General features: G+C 69.7%; 14 protein-coding genes and 1 riboswitch. Of the genes, 9 read left to right on the top strand and 5 right to left on the bottom strand.

Annotation, left to right across the window (positions count from 1 at the left end):
- Positions 1 to 143: 143 nt before the first annotated feature.
- The gene (gene metE / locus FU260_RS01420; protein WP_147915441.1) at positions 144 to 2,444 is read right to left on the bottom strand and encodes a 5-methyltetrahydropteroyltriglutamate--homocysteine S-methyltransferase; all 2,301 of its coding nucleotides are present in this window, start codon (positions 2,442 to 2,444) and stop codon (positions 144 to 146) included.
- 68 nt (positions 2,445 to 2,512) lie between these two features.
- Entirely contained in the window at positions 2,513 to 3,436 is a 924-nt protein-coding gene (locus tag FU260_RS01415; protein WP_168211601.1) for a methylenetetrahydrofolate reductase, read from the bottom strand.
- Positions 3,437 to 3,474: 38 nt separating this feature from the next.
- A riboswitch (SAM riboswitch) is annotated at positions 3,475 to 3,577 on the bottom strand.
- 151 nt (positions 3,578 to 3,728) lie between these two features.
- Here FU260_RS01415 and FU260_RS01410 point away from each other — a divergent pair.
- From FU260_RS01410 to FU260_RS01395, 4 genes are all read left to right on the top strand, one after another.
- Positions 3,729 to 3,947, top strand: coding sequence for a hypothetical protein (locus tag FU260_RS01410; RefSeq protein WP_147915439.1), 219 nt, complete (start codon positions 3,729 to 3,731; stop codon positions 3,945 to 3,947).
- A gap of 233 nt (positions 3,948 to 4,180) precedes the next feature.
- A complete protein-coding gene (locus tag FU260_RS01405; protein ID WP_147915438.1) occupies positions 4,181 to 5,224 on the top strand; it encodes an enoyl-CoA hydratase/isomerase family protein in 1,044 nt (347 codons plus the stop codon).
- A 325-nt stretch (positions 5,225 to 5,549) separates the two neighbouring features.
- Positions 5,550 to 5,882, top strand: a complete 333-nt coding sequence (locus FU260_RS23965) for a hypothetical protein (protein ID WP_244951260.1) — start codon at positions 5,550 to 5,552, stop codon at positions 5,880 to 5,882.
- A 71-nt stretch (positions 5,883 to 5,953) separates the two neighbouring features.
- A complete protein-coding gene (locus FU260_RS01395; protein ID WP_147915437.1) occupies positions 5,954 to 6,841 on the top strand; it encodes a sugar phosphate isomerase/epimerase family protein in 888 nt (295 codons plus the stop codon).
- 45 nt (positions 6,842 to 6,886) lie between these two features.
- Here FU260_RS01395 and FU260_RS01390 read toward each other — a convergent pair whose 3' ends face one another.
- A complete protein-coding gene (locus FU260_RS01390; protein WP_147915436.1) occupies positions 6,887 to 8,164 on the bottom strand; it encodes a multidrug effflux MFS transporter in 1,278 nt (425 codons plus the stop codon).
- A 215-nt stretch (positions 8,165 to 8,379) separates the two neighbouring features.
- On the opposite strand from FU260_RS01390, the gene FU260_RS01385 reads away from it, so the two are divergent.
- Together FU260_RS01385 and FU260_RS01380 are read left to right on the top strand one after the other, a co-directional pair.
- Entirely contained in the window at positions 8,380 to 9,783 is a 1,404-nt protein-coding gene (locus tag FU260_RS01385) for a lipase maturation factor family protein (protein WP_147919255.1), read from the top strand.
- A 194-nt stretch (positions 9,784 to 9,977) separates the two neighbouring features.
- Positions 9,978 to 10,925 (top strand): nuclease-related domain-containing protein, encoded by a 948-nt coding sequence (locus tag FU260_RS01380; protein ID WP_342355247.1) that lies wholly within the window; start codon positions 9,978 to 9,980, stop codon positions 10,923 to 10,925.
- 118 nt (positions 10,926 to 11,043) lie between these two features.
- On the opposite strand, the gene FU260_RS01375 is transcribed toward FU260_RS01380, so the two are convergent.
- Positions 11,044 to 12,360, bottom strand: a complete 1,317-nt coding sequence (locus FU260_RS01375; protein WP_147915435.1) for a dicarboxylate/amino acid:cation symporter — start codon at positions 12,358 to 12,360, stop codon at positions 11,044 to 11,046.
- Positions 12,361 to 12,512: 152 nt separating this feature from the next.
- On the opposite strand from FU260_RS01375, the gene FU260_RS01370 reads away from it, so the two are divergent.
- From FU260_RS01370 to FU260_RS01360, 3 genes are read left to right on the top strand one after another with little or no spacing between them, the layout of a single operon-like run.
- Entirely contained in the window at positions 12,513 to 12,941 is a 429-nt protein-coding gene (locus FU260_RS01370; RefSeq protein WP_235912137.1) for a DUF2220 domain-containing protein, read from the top strand.
- A gap of 18 nt (positions 12,942 to 12,959) precedes the next feature.
- Positions 12,960 to 13,223 (top strand): type II toxin-antitoxin system Phd/YefM family antitoxin, encoded by a 264-nt coding sequence (locus tag FU260_RS01365; protein ID WP_147915433.1) that lies wholly within the window; start codon positions 12,960 to 12,962, stop codon positions 13,221 to 13,223.
- 3 nt (positions 13,224 to 13,226) lie between these two features.
- A complete protein-coding gene (locus FU260_RS01360; RefSeq protein ID WP_147915432.1) occupies positions 13,227 to 13,628 on the top strand; it encodes a type II toxin-antitoxin system VapC family toxin in 402 nt (133 codons plus the stop codon).
- A 122-nt stretch (positions 13,629 to 13,750) separates the two neighbouring features.
- Here the strand turns inward: FU260_RS01360 and FU260_RS01355 are convergent, their stop codons facing one another.
- Positions 13,751 to 14,236, bottom strand: coding sequence for a hypothetical protein (locus FU260_RS01355; RefSeq protein WP_147915431.1), 486 nt, complete (start codon positions 14,234 to 14,236; stop codon positions 13,751 to 13,753).
- Between the last annotated feature and the right edge of the window lie 119 nt (positions 14,237 to 14,355).

Raw genomic sequence — 14,355 nt, 5'->3', positions numbered from 1 at the left:
CCCGCAGATTGCCTCCGATGACCCGGGGCCCGGGGCCGGGGGCCGGGAGGAGCGGGCAGCGGGCCGGGGCGCAGAGGGGCAGGGCGAGGAGTGCCCCGGGTGCCGGGGCGCAGGGAGATGTGGATCGGGAGCCAGCCGTCTGGTCAGCGCTCCGCGCGCACCTGCCGGGCCGCTGCCACCAGGTTCGTCAGCGCCGCCGTCGTCTCGGAATATCCGCGGGTCTTCAGCCCGCAGTCGGGGTTCGCCCACAGTTGCCCCCGCTGCAGCCCGCCGTCGGCCAGCCGCAACTGTCCCGCGACCTCCTCCACCGACGGCACCCGCGGGGAATGGATGTCCCACACCCCCGGGCCCAGACCGCGGCCGAACCGCGCAGCGGCCAGCTCCGGCACTACCTCCATCGCCGAACGCGCCGCCTCGATCGAGGTGACGTCCGCGTCCAGCCCATCGATGGCGTCGATCACCTCACCGAACTCCGAATAGCAGAGGTGGGTGTGCACCTGCGTGCCCGCTGCGGCGCCGCCGGTGGCCAGCCGGAACGCGGCCACCGACCAGTCCACATAGGCGCGCTGGTCCTCCCGGCGCAGCGGCAGCAGTTCCCGAAGCGCGGGCTCGTCCACCTGCACGATCCGGATCCCCGCAGCCTCCAGGTCGGCGACTTCGTCCCGCAACGCCAGCGCCACCTGGCTGGCCACCTCCGCCAGCGGGAGATCATCGCGCACGAACGACCAGGCCAGAATCGTCACCGGCCCGGTGAGCATGCCTTTGACCGGCTTCTCGGTCAGCGAGGCGGCATAGCCGGACCAGGCCGGGGTGATCGGCGCGGGCCGGCTCACGTCCCCCCAGAGCAACGACGGTCGGGTGCACCGCGACCCGTAGGACTGCACCCAGCCGTGCTGAGTGACGTCGAAGCCGTCCAGATGCTCGGCGAAGTACTGCACCATGTCGTTGCGCTCCGGTTCGCCGTGCACCAGCACGTCCAGGCCGAGCTCTTCCTGCAGCCGGATCACCGCGGCGATCTCGGCGCGGATCACCTGCTCATACCCGGCGGCGTCGAGCTGACCGGTACGCAGCCGGGCGCGCGCCTGGCGCAGCTGGGTGGTCTGCGGGAAGCTGCCGATCGTGGTGGTCGGCAGCACCGGCAGGCCCAGGGTGCGCTGCGCCTCGACCCGGTCGGCGTAGTCGGCGCGGTGGATGTCTGCGGCGGTCACCGCGGCGACCCGATCGCGCACCTGGGCGCGACGAACGCCGTCGGCCTGGGCCCGGGCGGCCAGAGCGGAACGCGCGGCCGCGAACTCACCGGTGACGTCCTCGCCCGCCTGCGCGCGGGCGAGGGTGAGTACCTCAGTCACCTTCTCGTCGGCGAACGCCAGCCAGCTCCGCAGCTGCTCGCTGAGCGCGCTCTCCACTGCAGTGGTGTGCGGCACGTGCAGCAGCGAGGTGGAGGTGCCCACACTCACCTGCCCGACCCGTGCGGCGACCACACCCACCGTCGCGGCCGCACGATCCAGATCGGTGCGCCAGACGTTGTGCCCGTCCACCACTCCGGCCAGGACACCCGCTCCGTGCTCGGCGGCGATCTCCAGCCCGTCCGGAACGCTACCGCGGACCAGGTCGATGCCGATCGCCTCCACCCCGGTCCTGGCGAGTACGCCGAACCGCTCCCGCAGCTCGCCGTAGGGCGCGGCGACCAGCAGCGACGGCCGCGCGGCCGAACCGGCGAGCACGCGGTAGGCACGCTCGGCCGCGGCGGTGACCTGCTCCGCGGGCACCTCCCAGGTATCGGCGACCAGGGCCGGTTCATCCAGCTGCACCCAGGTGGCACCGGCGCCGGCCAGCTCGGCGAGCCAGTCGATGTAGACGGCAAGCAGATCGTCCAGCCGCTCCAGCGGTGCCGGGTCTCCGGGGTTCTCCGGTTTGGCCAGCAGCAGGAAGGTCACCGGCCCCACCAGCACCGGGCGGGTGAGCACCCCGTCGGCCAGTGCTTCGCCGAACTCGGTGACGGCCTGGCTACCGGGTATGTGCCGGAGCCCGGTGGTCGGGGAGATCTCCGGCACCAGGTAGTGGTAGTTGGAGTCGAACCACTTGGTCAGCTCCAACGGCGGAGTCTCGGCATCGCCGCGAGCGAGGCGGAACTCCTCGTCCAGGCCGAGGGGGGTACCGGTGGGCTCGATGCCGAACCGCGCGGGAACTGCACCCACCTGGAGCGCCGTGGTGAGCACCTGGTCGTAGTGGGCGAAGTCGGAGGGGATCGCGGCAGTGGCCGGGTCCAGGCCGAGTTCGGTGAGGCGGGTACGGGTACCGCGGCGGACGGCGGCGGACGCCGTGCGTAGCTCCTCGGCGCTGCTGCGGCCGGCCCAGTAGGCCTCCAGGGCGCGCTTGAGCTCACGGTTCGGGCCGATCCGGGGGTAGCCGAGGATGGTGGCGGTGGGCAGGGGCTGACTCATCAGGGGTCTCCAAAGACGGCCGCGCCTAGGGTGCGGCGAGGGGGTGGGGGGTGCGCCGGGCGGCGTGCTCAGCGGGGAGCGACCGGCATTCGCCGCAGGTCGGACTGATAGAGAAGATCGAGCACGGCGCGGGCAGAGTTGAAGGTGTACAGGTGTACACCGGGAGCGCCGGCCTCGAGCACGGCGTGCAGAAGGTCCACACTGGCGCGCAGCCCGCGGCGGTAGGCCTCCTCGGCGTCCGGTGCGTTGTCGAGGAGTTGCAGCAGGTGCTCGGGCACCGGTACGTCGGTGAGCTGGACCATCCGGCGCAGCCGGTTCGGATCGGTGAGTGGGATGATGCCGGGCACGATCGGGATGTGTACGCCGGCGGCGCGGGCAGCGCGGACCAGCTCGGCATAGTGGCGGGCGTCGTAGAACAGCTGGCTGATCGCGAAGTCCGCGCCGGCGGACTGCTTCTCGATCAGTGCGGCGACGTCATCGGCGTGCACCACGGGGGCACCGGTGGAGTCGTAGGTTCCGCCCGGATAGGTCGCCACGGAGACGCTGACCTGCTGGTCGGGATGCTGCTCGGCGGCGAGCCGGCGGAGCAGGCGGACCAGCTGTGCGGAGCGGGTCAGCCCTTCCGGGTGCGGGTGCCAGTCCTGCTCACCGGCCGGCGGGTCGCCGCGCAGAGCGAGGAAGTCCCGGACGCCCCGGTCAAGCAGTGAGGAGACGTACTCGCCGAGGTCCTCGGCGCTGGCGCCGACGCAGGTCAGATGCGCCAACGGCGTGACATCGGTGCTGGCGAGGATCTCCTCGATCAGCTCGCGGGAGGTGGTGCGGGTCGAGCCCGAGGCGCCGTAGGTGACCGAGAAGAAGTCCGGGTCGGCCTCGGCAAGCGCGGCGACGGTACGGCGCACGTTCTCCTGTCCGCGCGGGGTGCGCGGCGGGTAGAGCTCGAACGAGACGCTCGGACCACGGCCGGGCATGGACAGTAGCGGGGCGGTACTCATCGGTGCCCCCACCGGGAAAGATATGCCTTCATGAATCGACTCCATCGATCCTGGCTGTAGCACCCTTCCCCGCGGGAGGCTTCCGTTGGGGGGTTGCTGCGGCGTCGTCGAGCCAGGACTCTCAGCCGCTCTGGATGGTGTGCCTCGATCGTACCCGCCTTCACTTGCTGGGAGAAGGCGTTTCGGATCGTGAGATTTTCGACGGCGTTCGTCACCTCGCGTGTGCCGTCCCCCGGGAATGTCACACCTGGAGGGCACACTCGGGTGCAGAAGGAAGAGAAGGGAGCACACCATGGTGGGAGCACACCAGCAGCACCGGACGATGCTGAGCGAGGCGGAGGCCCGCCGGGCGCGGCTCGAGCGGGACACCGTGCTGGCCGCAGTGGCTGACGGTGAGGACGCACTGCGAATGCGAGCGGCCGGCGAAGGTCTGGATGCAGCGGAGATGGCGCTGCTCGAGGACCTGGACGCGCTGGACGCCCAGTTGCACCAGGAGCGCCGCAGCGCCTGATCCGGTGCTCGGCCGCTAGATCCCTGGTCAGCACTCTGGCGCCGGGGGTGGCCCGCTGTGGCGCCGCGGTTGGCCCAGGGGTGCGGGCGGGATTTGGCCCGCGGGTGCGGGCAGGAGTTGACCCGCGGGTGGCGACGGGACTTGGCCCGCGGTGGCGGCGGGCGCCCGCCTGCAGGGCCGGCACTGCGTGGGCATACTGAGACTGCGCCCGTGCCCCGACCTGAGGAGTCCCGATGCTCAGCGGTGAACCCGACTGGACCGCACCGGCCGAGGAACTGCTGGTCGCGCGGCAGGGCGCGCTGGGCCGGATCCGGTTGAACCGGCCGCGGCCGATCAACGCGCTCACACTGGCCATGATCGAGGCGATCACGAGCCAGCTGCAGGACTTCGCCGACGACGAGACGATCACCGCCGTGGCCCTGGACGGCGCCGGGGACCGCGGGCTGTGCTCCGGCGCGGACGTGCGAGAGATCCGGGAGTGGGTGGTCACCGGCTCCGCCGATCCCGTGCGGTTCTGGCAGGCGGAGTATGCGCTGAACGCGACGATCGCCGACTACCCGAAACCGTATGTGGCGTTCATGGACCAGGTCGTGATGGGCGGCGGGATCGGGCTGTCCGCGCACGGGTCCCTGCGGCTGGTCACCGAGCGGACCACGGCGGCGATGCCGGAGACCGGCATCGGGTTCTTCCCGGACGTCGGGGCGCTGTACTACCTGTCCCGCGGGCCGGGCGCGGTGGGTACGCACCTGGCCCTGACCGGGGCCAGCATGTCCGGAGCGGACGCGATCGCCGTCGGGTTGGCCGATGCACTCATCGCGCCCGCGGCGTGGCCGACGATCTGTGCCCGGCTGGCGGCTGGGGAGGAGCTGGACGCCTCGGTCGGCGATCGGACACCGGTGAGCGGGCTGATCGCCCAGCGGGCCTGGATCGACACCTGCTACACCGGCAACGACGCTGCGGCGATCGAGGCCGCGCTCAGCACACACCCGGCCGCCGAGGCTCGGGCCGCCTCCGGGCTGCTCCGCTCACGGTCGCCACTCTCGGTGACTGTGGCGCTCGCGGCGCTGCGGCGGGCCACCGGGATGAGCTCCGTTGCTCAGGTACTCGACCAAGACCTGCGGCTCGGTACGGCGTTCCTGCCCGGCTCGGACTTCGTCGAAGGGGTCCGGGCCCTGCTGGTGGACAAGGACAACGCCCCACAGTGGCAACACGCCTCACTCGCGGCGGTGGACCCGGCCCACGTGGCGCGACTGTTCGGTTCACTGCCTCAACCCTGACCACCTGCGGGCCTCGTGTGTGACTCCACTGTGGTCCGGACCCCAGCCAGGCCACACACGAGCACGAGCCACGGCGGTGCGGCGCGGCACAATGGGGTGATGGCCAAGCTCTACGACACCCTCGAGCCGCAGTTGGTCCGGTTCATCGAACGCCAGCAGATGTTCTTCGTTGCCTCCGCGGCACCCGACGGTCGGGTGAACGTCTCCCCGAAAGGCCTGGACTCGTTCCGGGTGCTCGGCCCGAACCGGGTGGCCTGGCTGAACGGCACCGGCTCCGGCAACGAGACCGCCGCGCACATCGCGCTGGACCCCGCGGATCACGCTGATGTTCTGTGCCTTCGAGGGCAAGCCGTGGATCCTGCGGCTGTACGGCCAGGCCCGCGCGGTGCAGCCCGACGATACGGACTGGGACGAGTGCAGCGGCCTGTTTCCCCCGCTCCTCGGCGCCCGGCAGGTCTTCGACGTCACGGTCACCGAGTGCCAGACCTCCTGTGGTTTCGGCGTGCCGTTGTACGACTTCGTCGGCCAGCGCGACCTGATGCACTCCTGGGCGGATCGGCGAGGTCCGGACGGGCTGACGCAGTACCAGAGGCAGAAGAACGCCCGGTCGATCGACGGCTTCGACGCCCACCTGCCAGCGAGCGTGGTGGAGCCCTGAAGCGGCTAGGGCCCGCACCTCCCGGTCTCGGCCGGTCAGCAGCACCCAGGCCCCCGGGCTACCCTGACGGGATGGTCGAGACCGCCGACGAGACCCTGGAGCCGCAACCGGGCGGGAGCTCGATCGCCGTGACCCTTTCTACGGTCAGCGTCTATCCCCGCAAAGCTCCGTTCGCCTTCGAGATCGCTGCCGAACTGGGATACGACGGTATCGAAGTGATGGTTCTCGCCGACCCCACCAGCCAGGATCGCAAGACCCTGTCCAAGCTGAGTGCACGCTATGGAATGCCGATCCGGAGCATCCACGCACCCACGCTGCTGCTCTCCCGGAAGGTGCTGGGCGCCTCACCGGGCGGGAAGCTGGACCAGACGGTAGCCCTGGCCGAGGATCTGGGCGCCCCGACTGTGGTGGTGCATCCGCCGTTCCGCTGGCAGTACCGGTACGCCCGGGGCTTCGCCGAGCACGTACGGGAGCTGAACGAGGGGAGCGACGTGACGATCGCCGTCGAGAACATGTACCCCTGGCGGGGGCGCAAACGGGAGATGAAGGCCTACCTGCCCGGCTGGGACCCCACGGAGCACGACTACGACAAAGTCACCCTCGACCTCTCCCACGCAGCGGTGGCGCGGCAGAACAGCCGGGAGCTGCTGGACGTGTTCGCCGACCGCCTGGCCCATCTGCACCTTGCCGACGGGACGGCGTCGATGATGGATGAGCACCTGGTGCCCGGCCGAGGAACCCAGCCGTGCGCCGAGGTGCTCACCGAGCTGAGCCGCCGCAACTTCCTTGGCGACGTGGTGGTGGAGATCAGCACCCGGCGCGCGTATTCGGCGGCGGAACGTGTGGCGGACCTGGCCGCCTCGCTCACCTTCGCGCGCACCTACCTGGACCCCGAGCACCACGTGGAGTACGTACCCCCCGAGGGTCCGCACCACCGGCATATGGATGCCTGGGAGTGACCGCGAGACCCGCTGCGGACCGCCGGATCCGCCTCGGCCGCCGGATCAGGGCCTGAGCGCCTCTTCCTGCACCTCCGGGCCGGCCACCAGCGCGTCGACGCGCGACACCCTCTCCGTCGACCAGCCACGGCGCACCGCCAGCAGCAGCATCGCGGAGATCGTGATCACGCCAAACATCACCCCGGCCATCGCCGTGGCAGTACCGCCGAGGATGCCGCTGATCGGTGTGATCAGCGCGCCGAGCACGAAGCCCATCGCCCCGTTCAGCGCAGCGGCGGAGCCGGCCCGGTGGCCGTTGCTCTCCAGCACGATCGCCGGGACCGAGGGCAGCACGAATCCCACCGTGCTCAGCGTCGGTACGAGCACCAGCACCAGCGGCCAGAAGCCCTGCCCGTCACCGGAGACGGTCAGGGTCAGCACGAACAGCCCGAGCGCGAGCACCCAGCCGGCCGCGATCACCACGGTGACGATCCGCTCCGGGCGCAGCCGGCCGACCAGGGCGCCGTTGACCTGGGAGCCGGCGGTGACCGCCAGCGCCCCTGCGCCGAAGATGTAGCCGAATTCGCTGGCGGTGAGCCCGAAGCCCTCCTGGAACACGAAGGTGGAGGAGGCCACGTAGGTGAACATCGCCCCCATGTAGAACGCGCCCATCAGCACCGCACCGATGAAGGACCAGTCGGTGATCAGGGACCGATAGGAGGCCAGGGCGGCCCGCACTCCCCCGCGGCGCCGGCGCTCCGGCGGGAGGGACTCCTTCAGAAACACCGAGGCGAGCACCAACAGCAGCACGCCGAACCCGGCGAGCACCGCGAACATGGTCCGCCAGTCGCCGAAGCGGAGGATCTGCGCACCGATCGTCGGCGCCAGGATCGGCGCCACACCCACCACGAGCATCAGCCGGGAGATCACCTTGCCGATACCGATACCGCCGAACCGGTCCCGGACCACCGCCAGGGACAGCACCATGCCGGCAGCACCGGACAGGCCCTGCAGCACCCGCAGCGCGGTGAGCGTCTCCACCTGACCGACCCCGATGATGGCCAGCGAGACGAGAACGTACACCGTCAGCGCGATCAGCAGCGGGCGCCGCCGCCCGAAGGAGTCCGACACCGAGCCGATGATCAGCTGCCCGAGGGCAAGGCCGGCCAACGTGGCGGTCATCGTCAGCTGCACCTTGGCCGGGGTGGTGGCCAGGTCGGTGACGATCTCCGGGAAGGCAGCGAGGTAGAGGTCGATCGTGAGCGGGCCGATCGCGGTGAGTGCGGCCAGCATGAGCACGACGCCGATCCCGATTCGCTCCACGGCAGGGGCGTGGTGGGTCATGGCGTAGCCAACACCGCTGCTGCGGATCTTGTTCCCCGCGGCCGCGATCCCCGGCGCGATCCGCCTCCCGGGCCGGGCACCGTCCCGGCCGGGCACCGTCCCGGCCCGGCAGTGTCCCGGCCCGGCGGTGTCCCGGCCCGGCAGTGTCCCGGCGCCCTGCTGAGCGGCTGCACCCGCGATACCGTGCGGGGCGGAGGTCGAGTGCAGTGGACGGGATCGGCTGGTTCGTCGCCGAGGACTACGACGTTGCTCGGTTCGTGCTCCAGCGGGGGATCGCGCTGGTCTACCTGGTGGCGTTCGTCGCCGCGCTGCGGCAGTTCCCGGTCCTGCTCGGGGAACGCGGGCTGATCCCGGCCCGCCCGCACGCGGGGAGGTTGCCGTGGCGCGCCCTGCCGACCTTGTTCCACCGCCACTACTCCGACCGGATGCTGCGGGTGGTGGCCGGGGTCGGGATCGTGCTCGCCGCAGCTGTCGTGGCCGGGTTGCCGCAGCGCGGGCCCTGGTGGGTACCGCTCCTCGTGTTCGGCGCGATGTACCTGCTCTATCTCTCCATCGTGAACATCGGCGGCCTCCTCTACGGGTTCGGCTGGGAGTCGCTGCTGCTGGAGGCCGGGTTCCTGGCGGCGTTCCTCGGCTCAGATGCGACCGGCACGCCGATCGTGACGTTGCTGGCGATCAAGTGGCTGGTGTTCCGGGTGGAGTTCGGTGCCGGGATGATCAAGATCCGCGGCGATGAGGCGTGGCGGGACCTGACCGCGTTGTACTACCACCACGAGACGCAGCCGATGCCCGGCCCGCTGAGCTGGTTCTTCCACCACCTGCCGCGGCCGTTGCACAAGGTTGAGGTGGCGGCCAACCACGTGGTGCAGCTCGGGGTGCCGTGGTTGCTGTTCTTCCCCCAGCCGATCGCTACCTGGGCCGCCGCGGCGGTGATCGTGACCCAGCTGTGGCTGGTGGCGTCCGGGAACTTCGCCTGGTTGAACTGGCTGACCATGCTGCTGGCGTTCGCTGCCGTCAGCGACGGTGTACTCACCGGGGAACAGGCGGTGCGGGCGAGCGGCCCGGTCGGGCTGATCGTGGCGGTGTGCGCGATGGGCCTCCTGGTGCTGTGGCTGAGCTGGCGGCCGGCGCGGAACCTCGTCAGCCGCCGTCAGCTGATGAACGCCTCGTTCAACGGCTGGCACCTGGTAGGCGCCTACGGCGCGTTCGGCTCGATCACCCGGCGGCGGCAGGAGATCGTGGTGGAGGGCACCGCCGATCCAGATCCAACCGAGGCCGACTGGCGCGAGTACGGCTTCGCCGGCAAGCCCGGTGACGTGCGCCGGTGGCCGCGACAGTGGGCGCCCTACCATCTGCGCCTGGACTGGGGCATGTGGTTCCTGGCGTTGGGCTCGCGGGCCCAGCTGAGCTGGTTCGAACCGTTCCTGTTCCGGCTGCTGGAAGCGGATCCGGCTACGTTGCGGCTGCTCGCTCGCGATCCGTTCGACGGCGATCGGCCGGCCTGGGTGCGCGCCCGCATCTTCGACTATCGGTACAGCACCGGCCACGAGCTACGTACCGAGAAGGTGTGGTGGGTGCGCACCCCGGCCGGGATGTTGGTGGACCCGGTGCGGCTCTGACTGGCATGGTGCCCACCTGCGCCCGCTGACCTGCCCGCACGTCCAGCCACTCGCGGTACCGTGAGGCCAGCCGTGTCCCTGCCCTGAAAGCCGATCCGTGACCGACCAGATGTCCGACACCTCGCCGTACCAGGTGCTCGGGGTCACTCCTGAGGTGAGCCCTGAGGCGCTGCGGCGTGCCTACCGTCGCGCGCTTGCGCCGCAGCCATCCGGACACCGGCGGCGATGCCGACGCGTTCCTCGCCGTGCAGCAGGCGTGGCAGCTGGTCGGCACCCCCGCTGCGCGGCGCGCCTACGATGCCGCGCACGCAAGGGAACGTGCTGCCTACGACGGCGGAGCGCGGCGCGGCAGGTCCGGTTCCGGGACAGGCGGAGCCGGCTCGGGCAGTAGCGCGCCGTTCGACTACTCGCCCGGGAGAGTGTGGACCTCGGGCACGACGGCGGGTGGCACCCGGGCACCCTCACGCGCCCGGTCCTCCGGTCACCCGGGCGGGTGGTCACGGGAGCGGTACCTGACCCTGCTGCGCGAGTGGGTGGGCCGTGGGGTGGCGATCGAGGACCCCTACGAGGCGCGACTGGTGACCAGCGCGCCGCCGGAGATCCGGCACGCGCTGGCTGATGCGCAGGCGGAGGAGGCGACCGCCCGGCTGCTCGCCGAGCTGGGGTCAGCCTTCACCCTCTGGCACGACGTGGCCACCGGCCGCGGCAACGAGACCTGGGCGCGGGATGCCTCGGCCGCACCGACGAACCCGGCGAAGATCGACCACGTGGTGCTCGGCCCCACCGGCCTGTTCATCGTGCAGTCCGAGGACTGGGGTGCGCCGGTGACCGTGCAGGGGAAGAAGCTGGTCAGCACCGGGTTGGCCAAGGGCACCCGCCCGATGAAGGAGCTCGCCGAGCGCGCCCGGGTGGCCAGGCGCTGGCGGGTGCGGCCGTCAGCGTTGGTGATCGTGCTCGACGATGACGCGCTGAGCATGGACCTGGCCGCCCTGGGCACGAAGCGGGGTGTTCCCCGGTTCGTGGTGCGCCGGGGAGCGCTGGCCGACCGGCTCGCCCATGGACTGCCGGGGGTGCCGTTCCTGAGCGCCGAGGACCTGTTCGCGGCCCGCACCACGCTGCAGCGAGCGGTCCGGTTCGTCTGATCGACGCACACCTGCTCGGTTCCGTCCTCCTCACCGGCGGCGCAGAGCTGTGGACGCGTGCAGAACGCCTCGTCTCCGCCGGTGCGGCGGCCGGAGTCACCTGCCTCTGAGCCAGAGATTAGCCGAGGCTCTCCGCGCGCTTCAGCTCGTCCCCGTCACCATCGACTCCGGCCTCATCCTCAGGATCAAAGTCCTCGGCCGTCACATCTTTGATTCCGTTGTAGACGTCATGGTCAACCTCGTCGCTGGCACCGGCGACGAGCATCGCGACCATCGTGTCGCCGTTGACATTGAGGAAGGTCCGGAAGATGCCGGCGAACCAGTCCACGGCGATGAGCACACCGACCGCCTCGAACGGCAGGTCGAGCGTCGTTGCCAAGAACATGGCGATCACCGGGAACCCGCCGGGCACGGTGATGGTGCCCATGTTCAGCAGCACCGCCAGGCCCATACCCATCGCGATCTGCCCGGGTGTAAGCGTGATCCCGCCGGCCTGTGCGAGGAACATCACGGCGATCATGTAGTTGAGAACGGCGCCGTAGGAGCCCATCGTCAGACCGACCGACAATGTGAAGTTCGCAACCCGTTGGCTGACCCCAGCCTTCTCCACCGTGTTCTTCAGCACCGTCGGGAACGTCACTGCCGAGCTCGTGGTCGTCACCGCGATCACCGTCTGCTCGAGCAAGCACCGAGGCAGCTTCAGCGGGTTGAGCCGCGTGCGGGCGGAGACCACCACGACGAACAGCAGGAACAGGATGATCACGCCGGCAAGCGTGGCGCCGAGGTACTTCAGTGCCGTGGTGACCACGGCCAGTCCGACGTCTCCGGTGAGCGCTGCGAGCAGGGCGAACACACCGACCGGCGCCACTCGCATCACGATCCGGATCATGATCAGGACCACCTGTTGCACCTGATCGACGAAGGTGAGCACCTCCCGCTTCCCGGTACTGCGGATGTAGTTGTTCAGGGCCACGCCGAAGATCAGCGAGAAGACGATGATCGGAACCATCGTGGCGGATGCCATCGCCTCGAACACGTTCGTGGAGACGAAGCCGACCACAGTGTCCTGCCAGCCGCTGGCCTCTCCTGCGGACTCCTGCAGGCTGGGATCGAGCGGTTCGGTCACGGTCAGGCCGGCACCTGGCTGGATGAGGGTGCCGAGGAGATAGGCCAGAACCGCCGCGACCAGGGAGAACCCGATCATCCACTTGAAGGTCCGGAAGGCGATCTTGCCCACCCCTGAACCCGTCATCGAACCCGTGGCGACGATGACCGAGGACATCACCAACGGCACGATCGCCATCTGGATCAGCCGGATGAAGATGTCACCGATGAACTTCAGGTTGGCTGCCCACTCGCCGACGATGAGCCCGAACAGGACGCCGGCCACTGCGGCAATCGTGATCTGGCCGGCCATACTCTTGATGAATCTCATCGGTTCCTCGACATTCTCATCGTTGAGCCTTCGGACCCGATTCCATCTTGCGGAATCAGAGTTCCTTATTTCGAAGTTTGGCGAACACTACTCTCGACGTTCGATGCCGTCAAGGATGGAAGCACGGCAACGACAAGCCGAACATCCGCAACGTGCTCCGGCATCGATTCGGCCAGTGTCGGCGCCCTCACACACCCTGCCCCGTAGGAAGTTCCGGCTGGAGGCGTGAGGGACGTCGAGACGATCGAGGAGCTGCGGGAGCGACATCCCGCCTGGCGGTTCTGGCCGATTCGCCGATCCGCTACTGGGGTGACCTGGACACCCACGGGTTCGCAATCCTGGACCGGCTACGCGCCCGCCTTCCCCGCGCCGACTCGGTGCTGATGGACCGGGATACTCTGCTGGCACACCGGGACCGGTGGGGACGCGAGCCGAAGCCGACCCATGCGGCTCTGACGCGCCTGCGCGAGGACGAAGCGGCACTGTACGCCGATCTGGTCAGCGACCGCTTCGATGCACAGGTGCGCCTGGAACAGGAACGCATCGACTGGGACTGGGCGATCGAGCGGCTGGAGGACTGAAGAGCTACAATGTAGATCATGGCGAAGGTAGGAGTTCGGGCACTCAAGCAGAACGCATCGGCCGTGGTGCGCGGCGTGGTCGCAGGCGAACGCGTGGTCATCACCGATCGGGGGCGTGCGGTGGCTCAACTGACCGCACTGCCGACGTCTCCGTTACAGACTCTTCGGGACGCTGGCCTCGCCCGGCCCCCTCGCGGGCGAATCGAGGATCTGCCGGCACCGGCACCGGGCCCGCAGATCTCCGAGACTCTTGCCCAGATGCGCGACGAAGAGCCCTACTGACCGGTGGCGCACTATGTGGATACTTCGGCGCTGGTGAAACTCGTCGTCGCTGAGGCCGAGACTCCTGCGCTTCGCGCGTGGCTGGGCGAGCAGTCTCGCGATCCGGTGACCTCCGACCTCACCCGCACGGAGTTGGTGCACGCCGTACGACGAGTTGCACCCGACCGGGTGGTAGCCGCCCGGGACGTCCTCGATGCACTCACCATCCTCAGTCTGTCGGCACACACCTTCGACTCCGCCGCCACGCTCGCGCCATCGGCTCTGCGCAGCCTGGACGCCGTCCACCTGGCCAGCGCCCTCACCCTCGGCGACGATCTCGACGCCATCGTCAGCTACGACGACCGCCTCAGCACGGCTGCGACGGCACTCGGAGTGCGCGCACTGGCGCCGGGTGCGCAGTCGTGAACCCACTCCGGTGCCCGGCCAGGGGCCACGGCCCACCGCCAGATCGCCTGCATCGCTGAGGGTTCTCCAGTGGGACCGGATCTCGGCCGTTGAGTCGCTGGTATCCGTCCGGGGTGGCGCCCTCAGAGCGCGACGCCGACGGCGGACAGCAACTCCCGCATGGCCGCGCCGAAGTCCCGTTGCTGGCCCAGCTCGTTGCGGGCGAAGGAATTGAGTCCACCGTGATAGGAACCATCGTTTGACCCGACGGTGCCGATGTAGAGCGCCCGGCCGGCCATCAGCGACCGTGACCCCGGGTCGGCCTCGGTCGCCTGCCGCGAGGCCTGCAACTCCTGGACCTGCTCTGGGCTGAAGGGGGCTCCCTTCGCACTGCCGACCCCGGCGACGATGTGCTTGGTCCCGTGCACCTCAAAGGTCACGTGCCCGACCGTCGTGTTGGCCTTCGCCTGGATCTCCTGAGCCGGTGCGTCAAAGAAGACTCCACCGGTCCCGGTCAGCCACACCCTGCCCGGCAGAACGCCGAGGATGGCGGGTTCGGACTTCGACGTCATGATCTTCGCGAAGCGGTAGACGCCCATGAGGATCGGCGGGGTCGGTGCGGCACTCATGAGGCGACCGTAGCAACCGCCGAGTCACCGGCCAGCGCGTTGCTCGATCGTCTGAGCACCGAAACCACATCTGAGTCCCGAAACTCCGGCACTCAGATGTTCACGGGGTCCTCAGACGA

The organism is Ruania zhangjianzhongii, from assembly GCF_008000995.1.
In the GTDB taxonomy this organism is placed as follows: domain Bacteria; phylum Actinomycetota; class Actinomycetes; order Actinomycetales; family Beutenbergiaceae; genus Ruania; species Ruania zhangjianzhongii.
The sequence above is the reverse complement of the archived record's forward strand: the minus strand, read 5'-3'. Positions and strand labels throughout refer to the sequence as shown.

Bases quoted from the DNA above. Each gene is read 5' to 3' on its own strand.
- FU260_RS01355 (WP_147915431.1), bottom strand. From the start codon at position 14,236: ATGAGTGCCGCACCGACCCCGCCGATCCTCATGGGCGTCTACCGCTTC.
- FU260_RS01375 (WP_147915435.1), bottom strand. From the start codon at position 12,360: ATGAGATTCATCAAGAGTATGGCCGGCCAGATCACGATTGCCGCAGTG.
- FU260_RS01405 (WP_147915438.1), top strand. From the start codon at position 4,181: ATGCTCAGCGGTGAACCCGACTGGACCGCACCGGCCGAGGAACTGCTG.
- FU260_RS01410 (WP_147915439.1), top strand. From the start codon at position 3,729: ATGGTGGGAGCACACCAGCAGCACCGGACGATGCTGAGCGAGGCGGAG.
- FU260_RS01390 (WP_147915436.1), bottom strand. From the start codon at position 8,164: ATGACCCACCACGCCCCTGCCGTGGAGCGAATCGGGATCGGCGTCGTG.
- metE (WP_147915441.1), bottom strand. From the start codon at position 2,444: ATGAGTCAGCCCCTGCCCACCGCCACCATCCTCGGCTACCCCCGGATC.
- FU260_RS01415 (WP_168211601.1), bottom strand. From the start codon at position 3,436: ATGAGTACCGCCCCGCTACTGTCCATGCCCGGCCGTGGTCCGAGCGTC.
- FU260_RS01395 (WP_147915437.1), top strand. From the start codon at position 5,954: ATGGTCGAGACCGCCGACGAGACCCTGGAGCCGCAACCGGGCGGGAGC.
- FU260_RS01365 (WP_147915433.1), top strand. From the start codon at position 12,960: ATGGCGAAGGTAGGAGTTCGGGCACTCAAGCAGAACGCATCGGCCGTG.
- FU260_RS23965 (WP_244951260.1), top strand. From the start codon at position 5,550: ATGTTCTGTGCCTTCGAGGGCAAGCCGTGGATCCTGCGGCTGTACGGC.